The sequence below is a fragment of the Streptomyces albus subsp. chlorinus genome (assembly GCF_013302895.1).
GTDB classification, from domain to species: domain Bacteria; phylum Actinomycetota; class Actinomycetes; order Streptomycetales; family Streptomycetaceae; genus Streptomyces; species Streptomyces chlorinus.
This window is the reverse complement of the sequence record NZ_VJOK01000001.1, coordinates 2,415,786-2,431,900: the sequence shown is the minus strand read 5'-3', so window position 1 is coordinate 2,431,900 and position 16,115 is coordinate 2,415,786. Positions and strand designations below refer to the sequence as shown.

Sequence of the window (16,115 nt, the reverse complement as noted above, 5' to 3'; positions counted from 1 at the left end):
CGCAGTGCCCCAGCTTCCGCTGGGCCGTGGTCCCGAGGGAGCGCACGGCCCACCTGTTCGCAATAACTGACCGTTCACGCGGCGGGTCGTACGAGCGCAGTGGCGGCCGCCGCCTCGCACCCCGCCCAGGCGGGGCTGCCCCACCAGAAAGGCACGGCCGCCGCACGTGAGGGACACACGAGAAAGCCGGCTGCTGCTCGTCCTGCTGATCGCCATCGCGTTCGCACTGATCACGGTGGACCTCAGAGGGGGCGAGCGGTCTCCGCTCGACGGCGCGCGGCGGTCAGCCGCCTCCGTCCTGGGCCCGGTCGAGAACGGCGTGGCCTTGGCGGTCGATCCCGTCGGCAACGCGATCGCCGCCGTCCGCGACTCGGGGGACCGCCACGACCGCATCAGCCGGCTGGAGCAGGAGAACGCGGCGCTCAAGCAGAAGCTCGGCTCCACGGACCGCAACCGGGCCCGTGCCCGGGAACTCGACAAGCTCCTCAGGACCGCCGGCGCCGGCGGCTACGGCGTCAAGGGCGCCCAGGTCATCGGGATCGGCGCGGCGCAGGGCTTCTCGTGGACGGTCACCATCGACGCGGGCCGCGAGGACGGGCTGCGCCGCGACATGACGGTCCTCAACGGCGACGGCCTGGTCGGCCGGGTCACCACCGTGGGCCCCTCCACCTCCACCGTCCTGCTCGCCAACGACCCGGACTTCACCGTCGGCACCCGCCTGGAGAAGAGCAACGAGCTGGGATTCGCCACCGGGCGCGGCGGCAACGCGCTCAACGTCCAGCTCCTCAACGGCAGGGCGCGGGTCGAGACGGGCGACCGCCTGGTGACCTTCGGTTCCAGCGGCGACAAGCCGTTCGTGCCCGGCGTCCCCGTCGGCCGGGTCACCAAGGTCGAGCGGCACAAGGGCGACCTCACCCGGACGGTGCGGGTGCGGCCCTACGTCGGGTTCACCCGGCTCGACGTGGTCGGCGTCGTCGTCCAGCCCCCGCGTGAGGACCCGCGCGACGAGGTCCTCAAGTCCAAGAAGCCGGCCAAGCCCCGGCCCACCCCCACGGTGACCGTCACCGCCACCCCCAGCGGCACGCCCTCCTCGCCCAGGAGCTGACCCCAAGTGCTCTACCTCAACCGGATGCTGCTCACGGCCGCCCTCGTGGTCGTCGCCCTCATCGTCCAGGTCACCGTGCTGGCCAGACTCCAGCTCCCCGGCGCCGTCCCCGACCTCCTGCTGCTCGTCGTCCTCGGTCTCGCGCTGGTCCACGGCCACACCGCGGGCGCTCTCGTCGGCTTCTTCGCCGGGCTGCTCGCCGACGTCGCCCCGCCCGCCGACCACGCGGTGGGCCGCTACGCGCTGGTGCTCTGCCTGATCGGCTACGCCGCGGGCCTGACCAAACCGGAGGGCGGGCAGCACCGCTCGGCGACGGTGCCCATGCTCGTGGTCGCCTCCGCCGCCATCTGCTCCACCCTGCTGTACGCCGGGGTCGGCGCGCTGGTGGGGGACACGGCCGCCCGGCAGGTCGGGCTCACCGGCCTGCTGATCACCGCCACGGTCTACGACCTGCTGCTCGCGCCGTTCGTCGTCCCGCTGATCATGTCGCTGGCGCGGCGCGGCGAGAAGGACCCGCTGGGCACCGAGCCCGGCGGGGGCAGCGCGGGCGGCGGGATGCGCGCCTACGGCTGGCTCGCCTCGGGCGCCAGCCTCAGCCCCTCCGGCAGCGGCAAGGCCGGCAAGGCCCCCAAGGTCGGCAAGGCGGCCAAGCTCAAGGGGGTCAAGCGGCTGTGACCAACATTCCTGAGACCGGCCGCTCCTCCCGCGTCACCATCCGGCTGATCGCCATCCAGATCCTGGTGGTCTCGCTGCTGCTGACGCTCGGCGGGCGGCTGTGGTACCTCCAGATCCGCAACGGGGACGAGTACCAGAAGGAGGCCAGGGGCAACCACGTCCAGCAGGTCGTCGAGCCCGCCGTGCGCGGCTCCATCCTGGACGCCCGCGGCATGCCGCTGGCCGACAACGAGACCCGGCTGGTGGTCTCCGCCTCCCGGACCGAGCTGATGAAGCAGGACGACGAGGGCAGGGCCGTCCTCGAACGGCTCGCCAAGGTGCTGGGCATGAAGCCCGAGACCGTCCGGCAGAAGGTCCGGCTCTGCGACGCGAAGACCCCCCAGCCCTGCTGGAACGGCTCGCCCTACCAGCCGATCCCCGTCACCGACGACGCCAAGCCGCAGCAGGCCCTGCAGATCCGCGAGCGCTCCGAGGACTTCCCCGGCATCACCGCCGAGCCGGAGGCCGTCCGCCGCTACCCGGCGCCGTACGGGGCCAACACCGCGCAGGCGCTCGGCTACCTCTCGCCCGTCACCGACGAGGAGATCGAGAAGGCCAAGGACACCGACTCCCCCTTCCTGCCCTCCGACGAGATCGGCCGCTCCGGGCTGGAGCGCACCTACGACAGCAAGCTGCGCGGCAGCTCCGGCGTCACCCGCTACGAGGTGGACAACCTCGGCCGCGTCATGGGCGAGGCGGAGAGCGAGAAGGCGCGGCCCGGCTCCAACCTGGTCACCTCCCTCGACGCCCGCGTCCAGGCGGTCGCCGAGAAGGAGCTGGACCAGGCGATGAAGAAGGCGCGCACGGAGTTCGACAAGAACACCGGCCGCAACTACAAGGCCGACGCGGGCGCCGTCGTCGTGATGGAGAACAGGACCGGCCGCGTCGTGGCCATGGCCTCCAACCCGGAGTACGACCCCAACGCCTGGGTCGGCGGCATCTCCGGCAAGGAGTACGCCAAGCTGACCGGCAAGAAGTCCAACTATCCGCTGCTCAACCGCTCCATCCAGGGGCTGGCGGCGCCCGGCTCCATCTTCAAGGTCATCTCCACCAGCGCCGCCGTCAAGGCGGGCTACCCCTTCGACGGCAACTACGACTGCTCCTCCAGCTACGAGGTGGGCGGGCAGGTCTTCAAGAACTTCGAGTCCAAGGGGTACGGGAACATCGACCTCGGCCGCGCCCTGGAGGTCTCCTGCGACACCGTCTTCTACGACCTGGCCTACAAGGAGTGGAAGAAGGACGGCGGGAACATGCCGAAGAAGGGCGCCAAGGACTGGTTCTACAAGACCGCCCACCAGTTCGGCCTCGGCAAGAAGACCGGCGTCGACCTGCCCAACGAGGTCTCCGGCCGCGTCCCGGACCGCCGGTGGAAGAAGAACTACTGGGAGGCCAACAAGGACGCCTGGTGCAAGCAGGCCAAGAACGGCGGCGGCGCTCCCAGCTACGCCGAGAGGATCGCCAAGGAGAACTGCGTCTCCGGCATGAAAATGCGGGCCGGTGACAGCATCAACTACTCCATCGGCCAGGGCGACACCCTCGTCACACCGGTCCAGATGGCGGCCGTCTACGCGGCGCTCGGCAACGGCGGCACCCTCTACGACCCCACCATCGGCAAGGCGGTCGTCAGCCCCGACGGCAAGTCCGTCGACGAGATCGCGCCCCACCCGCACGGCAAACTGCCGCTGAGCCGCAAGACCCTCGGCCAGATGGACAAGGCCCTCCAGGGCGTGGCCACCCGGGGGTCGGCGGCCTGGCGGTTCGGCGAGGCGGGCTGGCCCCAGGACAAGATCAAGCTGCGGGCCAAGACGGGTACCGCGGAGGTCGCCGGCAAGCAGACCACCTCGTGGCTGGCCACCTACACCGACGACTTCACCGTCGTCATGACCATCTCCCAGGGCGGCACCGGCTCCGGCGCCTCGGGTCCGGCCGTGCGCAACATCTACAACGCGATGTACGGCGTCGGCAAGGACGGCGGCATCGACCGGAAGAAGGCCCTGCTGCCCAAGCCGCACACCGAGCTGCCGAAGATCTCCAAGGACGGCACCATCGTGGCCCCGCGCGACAAGCGTCCCGCCGACGACGGCACCAAGCGCCGGGTCGCCGAACCCCCGGCCGAGACGCCCGACACCCGGCGCGAGGCCCAGGCCGCGCGCAACGAGGGCGAACGACAACAGCGGCAGCGCGACTCGGCCCGGCAGGCACACGACGTGCGCCTGCTGGCGGGAGGTGAGCGCCCGTGAGCACCCGCGCCTTCTCCCTCGGCGGCTACGGGCCCCGCCACCGCTCGCTGTGGGACCGGCTGACCGCCCGCGACTCCCTCGTCTGGCGGATGGACTGGATCATGCTGCTGTCCGGCGCCGCGCTCGCGGTGATCGGCTCGCTGCTGGTCTACTCCGCCACCCGCAACCGCACCGAGCTGAACCAGGGCGACCCGCAGTACTTCCTGGTGCGGCACGTCATCAGCCTGATCATCGGGATCGCGCTGATGTCCGGCACCGTCTGGCTCGGCCACCGCAGACTGCGCACCGCCGTGCCCGTGCTCTACGCCGTCACCGTCCTGCTCGCCGTCTGCGTGCTCACCCCGCTCGGCGCCACCATCAACGGCTCCCGCGCCTGGCTCAACCTGGGCGGCGGCTTCACCGTGCAGCCCGCGGAGTTCATCAAGATCACGGTGATCCTGGGCATGGCGACGCTGCTCGCCGCCAAGGTCGACGCCGGCGACCAGGAGCACCCCGACCACCGCACCGTCCTGCACGCCCTCGGCCTGGCGGCCCTGCCGATCGCGGTCATCCTGCTGATGCCCGACCTCGGCTCGGTGATGGTGCTGGTCATGATCGTCCTCGCGGTCCTGCTGTCCTCCGGGGCCTCCAACCGCTGGATCATCGGCCTGTGCCTGGCCGGGGCGCTGGGCGCGGTGCTGGTGTGGGCGCTGGGGCTGCTCGACGAGTACCAGATCAACCGCTTCGCCGCCTTCGCCAACCCCGCCCTCGACCCCTCCGGTGTCGGCTACAACACCAACCAGGCCCGCATCGCCATCGGCTCCGGCGGCCTCACCGGCAAGGGACTCTTCCAGGGCACCCAGACCACCGGGCAGTTCGTCCCCGAGCAGCAGACGGACTTCGTCTTCACCGTCGCGGGGGAGGAGCTCGGCTTCGTCGGGGGCGGGCTGATCCTCGTCCTGCTCGGCGTCCTCATCTGGCGGGCCTGCCGGATCGCACGCGAGTCCACGGAGCTGTACAGCACCGTCGTGGCGGCGGGTGTCATCGCCTGGTTCGCCTTCCAGGCGTTCGAGAACATCGGCATGACGCTGGGCATCATGCCGGTCGCCGGCCTGCCGCTGCCCTTCGTCTCGTACGGCGGCACGTCCATGTTCGCCGTCTGGATCGCGGTGGGGCTGCTGCAGTCGATCCGCACCCAGAAACCGATAGCGGCCTAGGCGCCGCGGGCGGGGGCCGGGCGAGGGGCGAGGGGTTGGGGCCGCACCGGTTACTCTGGACGACCGGCCCCTGTCCTCCCCCAGCCTGCGGCCGGGGGCAACCCCGAACGAAAGCGCGCCTGGAGATATGCCCGTCGAGTCGGTCTTCCCCCAGCTAGAGGCCCTCCTCCCGCACGTCCAGAAGCCGATCCAGTACGTCGGCGGCGAGCTGAATTCCGTGGTGAAACCATGGGACGAGACGGATGTGCGCTGGGCGCTGATGTACCCGGACGCCTATGAGGTCGGGCTGCCCAACCAGGGCGTCATGATCCTCTACGAGGTGCTCAACGAGCGCGAGGGCGTCCTGGCCGAGCGCACCTACAGCGTCTGGCCGGACCTGGAGAAGCTGATGCGCCGGCACGGAGTCCCGCAGTTCACCGTGGACGCGCACCGCCCGGTCGGCGCCTTCGACGTGCTGGGCGTCTCCTTCGCCACCGAGCTGGGCTACACCAACCTGCTCACCGCCCTGGACCTGTCCGGCATCCCGCTGGAGGCGGGGGACCGCACCGAGGACCACCCGATCGTGATGGCCGGCGGCCACGCGGCCTTCAACCCGGAGCCGATCGCGGACTTCATCGACGTGGCGGTGATCGGTGACGGCGAGCAGGCCGTCCTGGAGGTCACCGAGATCATCCGGGCCTGGAAGCGTGAGGGCCGCCCCGGCGGCCGGGACGAGCTGCTGCTGCGCCTGGCCAAGACCGGCGGCGTGTACGTGCCGCGCTTCTACGACGTGGAGTATCTGCCCGACGGCCGGATCGCCCGCGTCGTGCCCAACCGCTCCGGCGTCCCGTGGCGGGTGAGCAAGCACACCGTCATGGATCTGGACGAGTGGCCCTACCCCAAGCAGCCGCTGGTCCCGCTCGCGGAGACGGTGCACGAGCGGATGTCGGTGGAGATCTTCCGCGGCTGCACCCGCGGCTGCCGCTTCTGCCAGGCGGGCATGATCACCCGCCCGGTGCGGGAGCGCTCGATCACCGGCATCGGAGAGATGGTCGACAAGGGCCTGAAGAACACCGGGTTCGAAGAGGTGGGCCTGCTCTCCCTCTCATCCGCCGACCACAGCGAGATCGGCGACATCGCCAAGGGCCTGGCCGACCGCTACGAGGAGGACAAGGTCGGCCTCTCTCTGCCCTCCACGCGTGTGGACGCCTTCAACATCGACCTGGCCAACGAGCTGACCCGCAACGGGCGCCGCTCCGGCCTCACCTTCGCCCCCGAGGGCGGCAGCGAGCGCATCCGCAAGGTCATCAACAAGATGGTCTCCGAGGACGACCTGATCCGCACGGTCGCCACCGCCTACGGCAACGGCTGGCGGCAGGTGAAGCTCTACTTCATGTGCGGGCTGCCCACCGAGACCGACGAGGACGTCCTCCAGATCGCCGACATGGCCACCCGTGTCATCGCCAAGGGCCGCGAGGTGGCGAAGTCCAACGACATCCGCTGCACCGTCTCCATCGGCGGCTTCGTCCCCAAGCCGCACACCCCGTTCCAGTGGGCGCCGCAGCTGTCGGCGGAGGAGACGGACGCGCGGCTGGGCAAGCTGCGGGACAAGATCCGCGGTGACAAGAAGTACGGCCGCTCCATCGGTTTCCGCTACCACGACGGCAAGCCCGGCATCGTCGAGGGCCTGCTCTCGCGCGGTGACCGCCGGATCGGCGCGGTCATCCGCGAGGTGTACGAGCGCGGCGGGCGCTTCGACGGCTGGCGTGAGTACTTCTCCTACGACCTGTGGATGGAGTCCGCCGCCAAGGCGCTGGACGGCACGGGCGTGGACGTCGACTGGTACACCACCCGCGAGCGCTCCTACGAGGAGGTGCTCCCCTGGGACCACCTCGACTCCGGCCTCGACAAGGACTGGCTGTGGGAGGACTGGCAGGACGCCCTCGACGAGACCGAGGTCCCCGACTGCCGCTGGGACCCCTGCTTCGACTGCGGGGTGTGCCCGCAGATGGATACGGCTATACAAATCGGCCCCACCGGCAAGAAGCTGCTCCCGCTCACGGTCAAGAAGTAGCCGTGACCAGCGGCGATGCCATCCAGCGGATGGCTGAGGCGCTTGCCGAGTTACCCGAGGCGGACCGCATCGAAGCCCTCCGAGGGCTCGGCGCGACGGAGCGCGAGCAGGCTCCCCGCCGTGAGCGGCGCACGCCGCTTCCCGCCCCTCGGCGTGACCCGGGCATCGTCTCGGCGGTCGAGTGGGTGTAGACGAAGAGAGGCGTTCGGACGATCTGGTCCGGGCGCCTCTCGGCGTTCGTGGGGTCCTGTTTATGCGACAACGTGCATGAGTCACGTCTGTGCATGGACGGCCGCGAGCGGCCCCCGTACGGTCCTCTCAGGCGGCCCGCCCGGGCCGACAAGTCAAGGGGGTTCCGCATGGCACGCGAAGAACTGACTCGGCTGACTGGCAACGGCAACGGCACGTGTGGAGAGGACGACTGCCCGAACGTCTACCGCACCGCTTCCGGCTCCATCGTGGTTCAGGGCGACGTGTCCGACGCCTTCACTCCCCCGCAGGGGGAAGGGCTCGTGGAGATCCCCGAAAGCGTTCTTCAGGAGGCCGTTCGTGCTCTTGGATGGTGACGAGTGGCGGGCGATGCTCCGGGGCTTCCAGTCCGAAGCGTGGCGGCTGGAGACCCTGCCCCAGTACCTCGTGCCGCAGGAGGCGGAAGAGCTCGAAGCCTTCCGGGCAGGCAAGCGCGTCGACCCGCACGCCTACTCGTCCGCGTACACGGAAGACCTGAAGCGGTTGCGCGGCGAGGGCAAGAGCAAGGGGCGAGTGCACGTCCTGACTCGACCGCTCTCCGAGTACCTGCGCTTCGAGTTCTCCCGGTATTACGCCCCGCACGTGCTCGCTGGGGAGGACATCCGCATCCTTGACGTGACCGAGCGAGAGAACCCGTTGCCGGAAGTCGGGGACTTCTGGATGTTCGACCGCTCGACGGTCGTCCTGATGCACTACGAGGGCGACGGCACGCAGATCAGCCGGGAGCTGTACGAGGGTGACCCTGCGCCTTTCATCGAGTGGCAGCGCATCGCCGTTGCCGAGTCGGTTCCCTTCCTGGAGTACGCGGAGCGCGTGACGGAGTGACGTTCGAAGCTGAGCAGCTTGGCGAGTCTGGTTCCGAACTCGCCTCTCTGCTTCGGGACTTGCGAAAGCGAGCCGGCCTCTCAGGGGACCGGCTCGCAGCGCGCTGCAACATGTCCCAGTCGAAGGTGTCTCGCATCGAGAACGGCCGGACACGGCCGTCCCTGGTCGACGTCGAGCAGATCTTGCGAGCGCTGGACGCTCCGCCGGAACTGGTCGCCGAGGTCTCTGCCCTTGCCAGGATGGCGAACACCGAGTGGCGGAACCTCCGAGAGCTTCGGCGCAAGGGGCTCGGTACGAGGCAGGCTGAGCTGAAGTCACTCGAAGCGTCCTCTACGCAGATGCGCTATTTCCTGCTCTCGATGGTTACCGGGCTGCTCGCAACACCGGAGTACGTACGGGCGAGCCTTGCTCACTCGACGGCCGACACGAGCAAGGCCGTAGCGGGGAAGCTGGGACGGCAAGCCGTCCTCTACGACGCCTCGAAGCGGTTCACGTTCGTTCTGACCGAGCAGGCGGTTCGCTGGCCGGTCGTCGCCCCGCTGGCACTGGCCGAGCAGATGGACCGGCTGGCGTCCCTGTCCTACCTCCCGAACGTTCAGATCGGGGTGATCCCCGTAGGAGCACCGACGCCCCGAACCCCTCTGAGTACGTTCACCATCTACGACGCCGCGTTGGTCACCATCGAGACGACGGCGGGAAGTCTCGTACTCCGCGACGGCCGAGATGTTCAGGCGTACCTGAAGGAGTTCGCCGGGTACGAGGAGTACGCCCTCTTCGGCGAAGACCTGAGGGCACGGCTCACCGAGTGGTCCGCCGCTTGCCGTGCATGACTTCAGTCGACTACGCGACTGAAGCGCCATCCCGTGCGCTCCCCGGGGGATCATCCTTCGGCAGGCGAACAGTCGGGAGGTCGCACGGATGAGCACGCCCAAGACGACGATGGCAGGGCCAGTGAACCTGACCCTTCCGGAGGGAGACCCGAACCCTGTCGCGGGATGTCGGCAGTGCCTCGGCGTCGCCGTGACCCGAGCCAACGCCCGATCGGTCGGCGACTACTCGAAGGCGACGGACGCGAACGTCGTGCTCCGCACGCACCTCCGGGAAGACCACGGGGCCGAGTGATGTCGCGCGCGGTCCTGCGGTTCGTGACGCACCGAATCACGCAGCATCCGGACACGGACGTGACTTTCGAGGCGGAGTGCCTGCACTGCAAGTGGAAGGCGGAGCCGTCGACGGACAGTGCGGCGGTCGATGCCGAGTGCATGAGTCACACCGGCCTGAGTAACCACCGTGGATTCCGGCGGGTCTGTACGTCGTTCGCCATGGTCGTGCGGGCCGAGCAAGACAGACCCCCGGCGCGCTGAGGGACGGCAAGCACCACAGACCAGAGGTGCGCTGGAAGGGGTGCAGCGTGAGCGACATGCGCCCCTGTGCTGGCCCCTGTCGACTTTCCCCGTGGTCGGCAGGGGCCAGCATCGTTGCAGCCGTCAGACAACGTTGTATGTCCTTGCACGACAACGGCCCCCGGTGTAGAACCGAGGGCCTGTCTGAACTGCTGTGCGCCTGCCTCAGGCGCTCTTTCCCAGGTGCCGGTACAGCGTGGCTCGGGAGACTCCGAGGGCCTTGGCGATGGTGCTGACGCTCTCGCCCTTGGCCTTCCTGGCGCGGGCTACGGTGAGTATGTCCTCGTCCACCACGGACGGCCGGCCGCCGGTACGGCCCTGCGCCTTGGCCGCTTCCAGCCCGGCCCGCGTGCGGTCCTTGATAAGTGCCCGTTCGAACTCCGCCATGGCGGCGATGATCTGGAAGAACAGGCGGCCGTCGGCCGACGTGGTGTCGACAGAGGAGAGCGCACCATCGAGCACGCGGAACCCTATGCCGCGCTCGCGCAGGCCATCGACGATGGACACAAGGTCGATGAGCGACCGGCCGAGTCGGTCAAGCTTCCACACGCACAGGACGTCGCCCGGTCGGGCGTAGTCCAGTACAGCAGCGAGCTGTGGCCGGTCGGTGTTCTTGCCACTGGCCTTGTCCTCGAAGATGCGGGCGCACCCCGCGCCCGTCAGCGCGTCGCGCTGCAACTGCGCTTCTTGGTCGTCGGTGGAGACGCGGGCGTAACCGATGAACTGGCCGGTGGTGGTGTTCGTCGTCATGTCGCGGGCTGTCTCAGAACTCGTCTCAAAAGATCAAGTCCGAGGCGGGGGTTCCGAGACGGGTTTTGAACAGGGCTGCACCCCTGTGAGGGGCGCTCGGTCTCTCGTCTCACAAACCTCCCTTCTGGAACAGGTGGGAAGGAAGGACGAGGCAGGCGGCCCCGGAACGGGGCGACACAAGGTCCAGTTCCTTGGCGCGGGCCACCGCGTTGCGGGTGCTCTGGTCGGACAGTGGCTTGCCGTTCTTGCCCAGCAGGGTGGCCAGCCGGCCGGGCTCGAAGCCTGCGTGTCCCTGCCTGTCCGCCCATCCGATGGCGGCGAAGTGCACGCGGTAGGCGAGAGTGTGGCCTGGGTTCTGCGCCATGCGCCGGTACTCGTGCTGGGAGACTGCGCCCCACGAGCGGTCATGGCCGAAGCTGATAGCCACCGGTCGCACCCCCTTCCTGCGGGGCACGGCCGCAGTCGTGCGTCTCTCCCTCGACGAGGGGTGAGGCGCAGACCTCACAAGTCCAGACGACTTCGATCGTGATGTTCAAGGGCTGGCGACTCCTGGCGCTGGCCGAGGGCAGCACGGAGCCGCGCCTCAGCGTTGGGTGGAAGTCGCGCAGTACCGTCCTGCGCTTCGGGATGTCCTCGACGTCCCTGCGAGCCCCTCGGGATCGCGGCCCCTCACGGAGTGGCCAGCTCTACCGCCGCTGAACGGCGGGAGCTACGGTGTCCGCTCCCAGAAGGAGCGGGAGAGTCTTCTTATCCGGAGCCCGCACCGGCCGTCAAGCCGGAACACCTCCGGGTCTGGCTGACCGAGCCGCCCGGAGATGGCTGTCCCTGCTCCCTCGTCAGAGCCTTGCGGCGAAGTCGTCACCCTTGATGACCAGTCGTTCGCGGACGTCGCGCGGGATCTTGAGCCGCAGGTGTACGGACGGGGCGCGCACCCCCTTGACCTTCGTGCGAGTCACCTCGCACGTGACGCCCACGCGGCGAAGGTCCTCGGCCATGGCCTCCATGCCGCCCGCTTCCCACATCTCCCGGAAGGTCTTGCCGTTGTGCACGAGGACCCAACGGTCTTGCGTGGTCTCGGGATCGATGGCGTTCAGCTCTTCCGTGAGCTTGTCGAGCGTCTTCTCCGCTCGCTCGCGAGTGAACCGTGTCTTCGAGAAGCGGCCCTCTGGTTCGAGCTCCGCCATGTAGTAGGAGATGGCATCTTCGAGCCGTTTCACTTCCGCGCGTGCCTCGGCTCCCTTCGCGTACTCCCGGACCTGGACGGGGAAGTCGCCGAGGACGCGGAGCACGTCGCCCACGAGGACGTCGTACACGTCCTGCGGGTTGGGTGCTCCGAGGCCGCCGCCCTTGCACTTGCCGCAGCGCAGGTAGGTGTAGCTCCGGCCGTTGCTCATGTTCTTCTGCACGGTCATGTTGGTCGAGCAGTCGACACAGATCAGGACTCCCAGGAACTGTGTCGCTCCGCCCGTCTGCCGGGTGGGCTGGTTCTTGCCCCGGCGGTCGAGTGCCGCTTGAAGGGTCTCGAACTCCTCCGTGGTGAAAATCGGAGGGCCGACTCGTATCGGCTTCCCGTCGTTGCCGAGCACGAGTCTGCTCCGTCGCTTCCCGCCCTGCTTGTTCTCCTCGACCCGGTACCCCATGAGTGCGGGGTTACGAAGGCGGCGGAGGAGAGTCGACGTGGTGAGTCCTGCCGACATGAGGCCGGAGCGGACGAGACAGAGGGCCATGCGGCGGGCGGAGACGCCCCGGAGTGCCATGCGCCGGGCCCAGTGCAGTGCCTTGTGTGCGCTCGGCTCGATGGCGAGTGCCGGCTTGCCGTCCGCCTTCGTCGTGACGTAGCCGTAGGTCGGCTTGCCGACGAGCCATGAGTCCTGCGTGCGTGCGTAGTCCCACAACGACGTCACGCGGGTCGACGTGTTCGCCGCCTCGATCTCCGCGATGCCGCCGATGAGCGTGACCATGATCCGGCCCACGGTCGTGCTGAGGTCGATCGCGTCGTTCTTCGACACGAGGTTCTTCCCGTACCGCTCGCACCACTCGATCATCGTGGACAGGTCCGTCATGCGACGGATGAAGCGGTCGAGCTTCCAGAAGAGCAGAGCATCGAACTCCGGGGCCCGGTTGTTGAGCCACTCTCCGAGCTCCTTCCGCTTCCACGGCGGAACCTTCGTCGCCGACACGTTGAGATCGGAGGCGACGCCGACGACGCGGTACCCCTTCTCTCTGGCCAGGAGACGCAGGTCGAGTTCCTGCCGCACCGGCGATGTCGTGTCCTCCGTAAGTACGGACAGGCGGACGGAGAGGAGTGCGCGCGGGGCGTCCTCGGGGAGCAGTGCCTCCGCCCGCTTCAGGTCCTCCAGGAGGGCCAGGTCCGAGGTGGTCCACTCGCTCTCGATGTCGTACGTCTTCATGGTCGCGGAGCGTACAGGCTGGATGTTGAGCTGTCTCGCTATAGTCGCAGATGGACACCGAGATCCAGATCGGGCCCACCGGCAGGAAGCTGCTGCCGCTGTCGGTCGTCGGCAAGTGACGACGGCGGGGGCCGTGGCGCCGAGCGCCACGGCCCCCGCTTGGCGTTCCGAGGTCAGCCCTCGTTCTGGTCCTGCTCCGAGCCCTCGATCTCGAAGGGGGCGCTCGCGCCCTTGCCCTTCGCGATGTTCTTCACGTGGCCCGTGCGGATCGCCTCGTTCTGAGTGGCCAGGCGGATCTTCTTCGCGTGGTGGATCCAGTTCGCCGCCAGGTTGCCGGGACCGAACTCGTTGGCGAACTGGGCGTCACCGGTGCCGACGTAGACGTTGATGGCCTGCGAAGCCTGCGACGGCTTGGCGTGGTGGTGGCCCTTCGGGGTCGCGGCGGCGGCCGAGGCGGCCGGGGCGACGGAGACGGCCAGGCCGACGGCGGCGACGACGGTCGCGGCGTTGCGGACGAGATTCCTCATCGGTTACTCAACTCTCCTCGTGACGGATCGGTGCTCTCCCTGGCGGGAAGCATGATGATCCTTTCCGCCTATGGCAGGACTGTCCGACTATCGACGCCCGTGATCACCTGATCCGGCGCAGAACCGGGTCCGAACGGCCGCCTGCCGCGACCTGAACGCCGTACGCGGCTGTCGCCCGTCCGCCCCGCCGCCGCCCCGCCCCCCGCCGCGCGGCTGCACGGGATCTTCACCGCCCCTCTCGTGACCAGGCGAAACCGTCCGCCCGCCCGGTCGCGTCCCCTCCCGCATGAGCCCCCACGAGCCCCGGCACGGTCCCGTCCAGCTCACGAAGAGCGATCCGGGCCACGGCGTCGAACCGGCGCGGCCCGAGGGCTGCCTGGTCGCCGCCGTCCGGATGCCCGTGCGCGTCCTGACGCTGGTCCTCGTCCTGCCCCTCCGGCTGCTGTGGGACCTGTGCGCCGCCGCCGGCCGCCTCCTGCACCGGGTCCTGCTGCGCCCGGCGGGCCGCGCGCTGGCCTGGCTAGGGCGCACCCTGGTCGTCCTGCCCGCCCGGTGGCTGTGGCGGTACATGCTCCGCCCGCTCCTGTACGCGCTACTGGTGTGGCCACCGGTCGCCCTGTGGCGGTACGTGCTCCTCCCGCTGGGACGCGGTGCCGCCTGGCTCGGGCGCAGCCTCGTCGTCCTGCCGCTCGCCTGGCTCTTCCGGCACCTGCTCGCCCCCCTCGGGCGCGGCCTGCTCACGGCACTCCGCCTGCTGGGCCACCACCTGCTGGTGGTCCCGGCCGCCGCGATCGGCAGAGCCCTGGCCTGGCTGGGCCGGTACCTGCTCGTCGTCCCCGCCGTCGCCCTGTACCGCTGGGTGCTGGCACCCGTGGGACGCGGCATCGCGCTGGTCGTACGGGAGATCGCGGACGCGTTCGCGGTGGCCTGGCGGGTGGCGGGCCGGGTGACGGCGGTGCTCGTCCGGTTCCTGGGACGCGTCCTGTACGTGCTGCTGGTGGCGCCGTTCGTCCAGTTGTGGCGGTACGTGCTCGCTCCGGTGGGGCGGGTGCTGCGCGACCGGGTGTGGCGGCCGGTCGCCTCGGGGTTGCGGGCGGCGGGGCGTGCGGTGCGGTCGGCTCTGCGGACCGCCCGGGCATCGGTGCGCGCGACCCGGGCAGAGATACGGCGTGCCCTCTTCGGGGCGCCCCGTTCACGGGAGCGGGAGCCGCTGCCGTAGGGCAGCCGCGTACCCTGGGCAGAAGGATCACCGCACAAACGCACAACGCGCCCGTCCGGGCGGCCCGGCAGACCGGGTACGGCCCGACGGACGGACGCGCACCGCGTACGGCCCCGGGCCGGACGTCCCGCCCCCGGGGCGTGGGCCGGGCCGGTGCGGACTTCCGCCTTCGTATCGTCCTGTCAGACAGAGGCGGCCGTCCCGCGAGCCGCCCGGCACATAGGAGAGAACCACTGGGCAAGCGACAGCCCGAAGGCCCGCCGCCCGCACCTGCCGTGCAGCGCGTCCGCCTGCGCTACACCAAGCGGGGCCGCCTTCGGTTCACCAGCCACCGCGACTTCCAGCGCGCCTTCGAGAGGGCGCTGCGCCGGGCCGAGGTGCCCATGGCGTACTCCGCAGGGTTCACCCCGCACCCCAAGGTCAGCTACGCCAACGCCGCGCCCACCGGCACCGGCAGCGAGGCCGAGTACCTGGAGATCGCCCTGGTCCAGCGGCGCGACCCCGAGCAGTTGCGCGCACAACTCGACGCCTGCCTGCCCGACGGGCTCGACGTCGTCGACGCGGTCGAGGCCCACGGCTCCGACTTCAGCGACCGGCTGGAGGCATCCGAATGGGAGCTGCGGCTCGACGGCGTCTCCCCGCGGCGGGCCCGCGACGCGGTCGGGGCGTTCCTGGCCGCCGAGTCCGTCGAGGTGGAGCGGCAGACCAAGAAGGGCATCCGCACCTTCGACGCCCGCGCCGCCGTCCTGACGCTCACCGTCGCCGAGGCGCCGGGGCAGCACCCCTCCCCGGCCGCCGCACACCGGTCGCCGGGCGCCGATGGGCCGGAAGAGGGCGCCTGTGCGATACTGCGCCTGGTAGTACGACACGTGACACCTGCCGTACGACCCGACGACGTCCTGTCCGGCCTCCGCGCTGCGGCCGACCTGGCGCCGCCGGTTCCCGCAGCGGTGACCAGGCTGGCGCAGGGGCCGCTCGATGAGGAGACCGGCACGGTGACCGACCCGTTCGCACCCGACCGTGCCGCGGTCCTGGAGCCCACCGGCTCAGGGGTATCCAGCGCCGCGACGGTGCCGGGCGACACCGCGTAGGAGCGCCGCCGAAGCCGCGCGCCGCCGCCGACGCACGCCAGGGAGCCACCCGGGCCGCTGTGCGGCAGGCGAACGCACCGACCAGCAGACTTTCGCCGTAGCCGGGCCGTACAGGGCCGGAACCGGCGAGTGAGACAACAGCTCCCGTGCGGCGCCCGCGCCCCGGAGAGCGCACCGCCCCCGGGCGGGCGCCCCGGACCGAACGAGCGCGGCGCCCGGGAGCGTGACGGGAGAACCGCCCGCATGCTCGAACCAACTGAATCCCACGAGGCAGAGGCAGCCACCGCGGGTGGCGCCACCGACGGATCCGCCGTCTCCGGCGTCTCCTCGGG

General features: G+C 70.0%; 15 protein-coding genes. 11 read left to right on the top strand and 4 right to left on the bottom strand.

What is annotated here, in order from left to right:
- Window positions 1–166 precede the first annotated feature (166 nt).
- The 9 genes from mreC (at window position 167) to FM076_RS10935 (ending at window position 9,212) form a co-directional block, all read left to right on the top strand.
- Complete coding sequence (gene mreC, locus FM076_RS10975; protein WP_173869859.1) at window positions 167–1,105, top strand: rod shape-determining protein MreC; 939 nt, start codon at window positions 167–169, stop codon at window positions 1,103–1,105.
- A gap of 24 nt (window positions 1,106–1,129) precedes the next feature.
- Window positions 1,130–1,780 carry a rod shape-determining protein MreD gene (mreD, locus tag FM076_RS10970; protein WP_173874661.1) on the top strand — a complete coding sequence of 217 codons (651 nt, stop codon included), beginning with the start codon at window positions 1,130–1,132 and terminating at the stop codon, window positions 1,778–1,780.
- The gene (gene mrdA / locus FM076_RS10965) at window positions 1,777–4,059 is read left to right on the top strand and encodes a penicillin-binding protein 2 (RefSeq protein ID WP_173869857.1); all 2,283 of its coding nucleotides are present in this window, start codon (window positions 1,777–1,779) and stop codon (window positions 4,057–4,059) included. Before mreD ends, mrdA begins: the two co-directional genes overlap by 4 nt.
- Window positions 4,056–5,255 carry a rod shape-determining protein RodA gene (gene rodA / locus FM076_RS10960; protein ID WP_173869855.1) on the top strand — a complete coding sequence of 400 codons (1,200 nt, stop codon included), beginning with the start codon at window positions 4,056–4,058 and terminating at the stop codon, window positions 5,253–5,255. Before mrdA ends, rodA begins: the two co-directional genes overlap by 4 nt.
- A gap of 127 nt (window positions 5,256–5,382) precedes the next feature.
- A complete protein-coding gene (locus FM076_RS10955) occupies window positions 5,383–7,308 on the top strand; it encodes a TIGR03960 family B12-binding radical SAM protein (protein ID WP_173869853.1) in 1,926 nt (641 codons plus the stop codon).
- A 2-nt stretch (window positions 7,309–7,310) separates the two neighbouring features.
- Window positions 7,311–7,499, top strand: a complete 189-nt coding sequence (locus FM076_RS10950; RefSeq protein ID WP_071281764.1) for a hypothetical protein — start codon at window positions 7,311–7,313, stop codon at window positions 7,497–7,499.
- A gap of 168 nt (window positions 7,500–7,667) precedes the next feature.
- Window positions 7,668–7,874 (top strand): hypothetical protein, encoded by a 207-nt coding sequence (locus tag FM076_RS10945; protein ID WP_079171356.1) that lies wholly within the window; start codon window positions 7,668–7,670, stop codon window positions 7,872–7,874.
- Window positions 7,858–8,382 (top strand): DUF6879 family protein, encoded by a 525-nt coding sequence (locus FM076_RS10940; protein ID WP_173869851.1) that lies wholly within the window; start codon window positions 7,858–7,860, stop codon window positions 8,380–8,382. The genes FM076_RS10945 and FM076_RS10940 overlap by 17 nt, the downstream gene beginning before the upstream one ends.
- The gene (locus FM076_RS10935; protein WP_173869848.1) at window positions 8,379–9,212 is read left to right on the top strand and encodes a Scr1 family TA system antitoxin-like transcriptional regulator; all 834 of its coding nucleotides are present in this window, start codon (window positions 8,379–8,381) and stop codon (window positions 9,210–9,212) included. The genes FM076_RS10940 and FM076_RS10935 overlap by 4 nt, the downstream gene beginning before the upstream one ends.
- 738 nt (window positions 9,213–9,950) lie before the next feature.
- Here the strand turns inward: FM076_RS10935 and FM076_RS10930 are convergent.
- From FM076_RS10930 to FM076_RS10915, 4 genes are all read right to left on the bottom strand, one after another.
- Window positions 9,951–10,535, bottom strand: a complete 585-nt coding sequence (locus FM076_RS10930; RefSeq protein WP_173869846.1) for a recombinase family protein — start codon at window positions 10,533–10,535, stop codon at window positions 9,951–9,953.
- Window positions 10,536–10,644: 109 nt separating this feature from the next.
- A complete protein-coding gene (locus FM076_RS33625) occupies window positions 10,645–10,962 on the bottom strand; it encodes a hypothetical protein (protein WP_243274424.1) in 318 nt (105 codons plus the stop codon).
- Window positions 10,963–11,371: 409 nt separating this feature from the next.
- Window positions 11,372–12,946, bottom strand: a complete 1,575-nt coding sequence (locus FM076_RS10920) for a recombinase family protein (protein ID WP_173869844.1) — start codon at window positions 12,944–12,946, stop codon at window positions 11,372–11,374.
- Window positions 12,947–13,119: 173 nt separating this feature from the next.
- Window positions 13,120–13,473 carry a hypothetical protein gene (locus FM076_RS10915; protein WP_173869843.1) on the bottom strand — a complete coding sequence of 118 codons (354 nt, stop codon included), beginning with the start codon at window positions 13,471–13,473 and terminating at the stop codon, window positions 13,120–13,122.
- A 286-nt stretch (window positions 13,474–13,759) separates the two neighbouring features.
- On the opposite strand from FM076_RS10915, the gene FM076_RS10910 reads away from it, so the two are divergent.
- Window positions 13,760–14,692 (top strand): hypothetical protein, encoded by a 933-nt coding sequence (locus FM076_RS10910; protein WP_173869841.1) that lies wholly within the window; start codon window positions 13,760–13,762, stop codon window positions 14,690–14,692.
- Window positions 14,693–14,967: 275 nt separating this feature from the next.
- A complete protein-coding gene (locus tag FM076_RS10905; RefSeq protein WP_173869839.1) occupies window positions 14,968–15,783 on the top strand; it encodes a TIGR03936 family radical SAM-associated protein in 816 nt (271 codons plus the stop codon).
- Window positions 15,784–16,115: the final 332 nt, after the last annotated feature.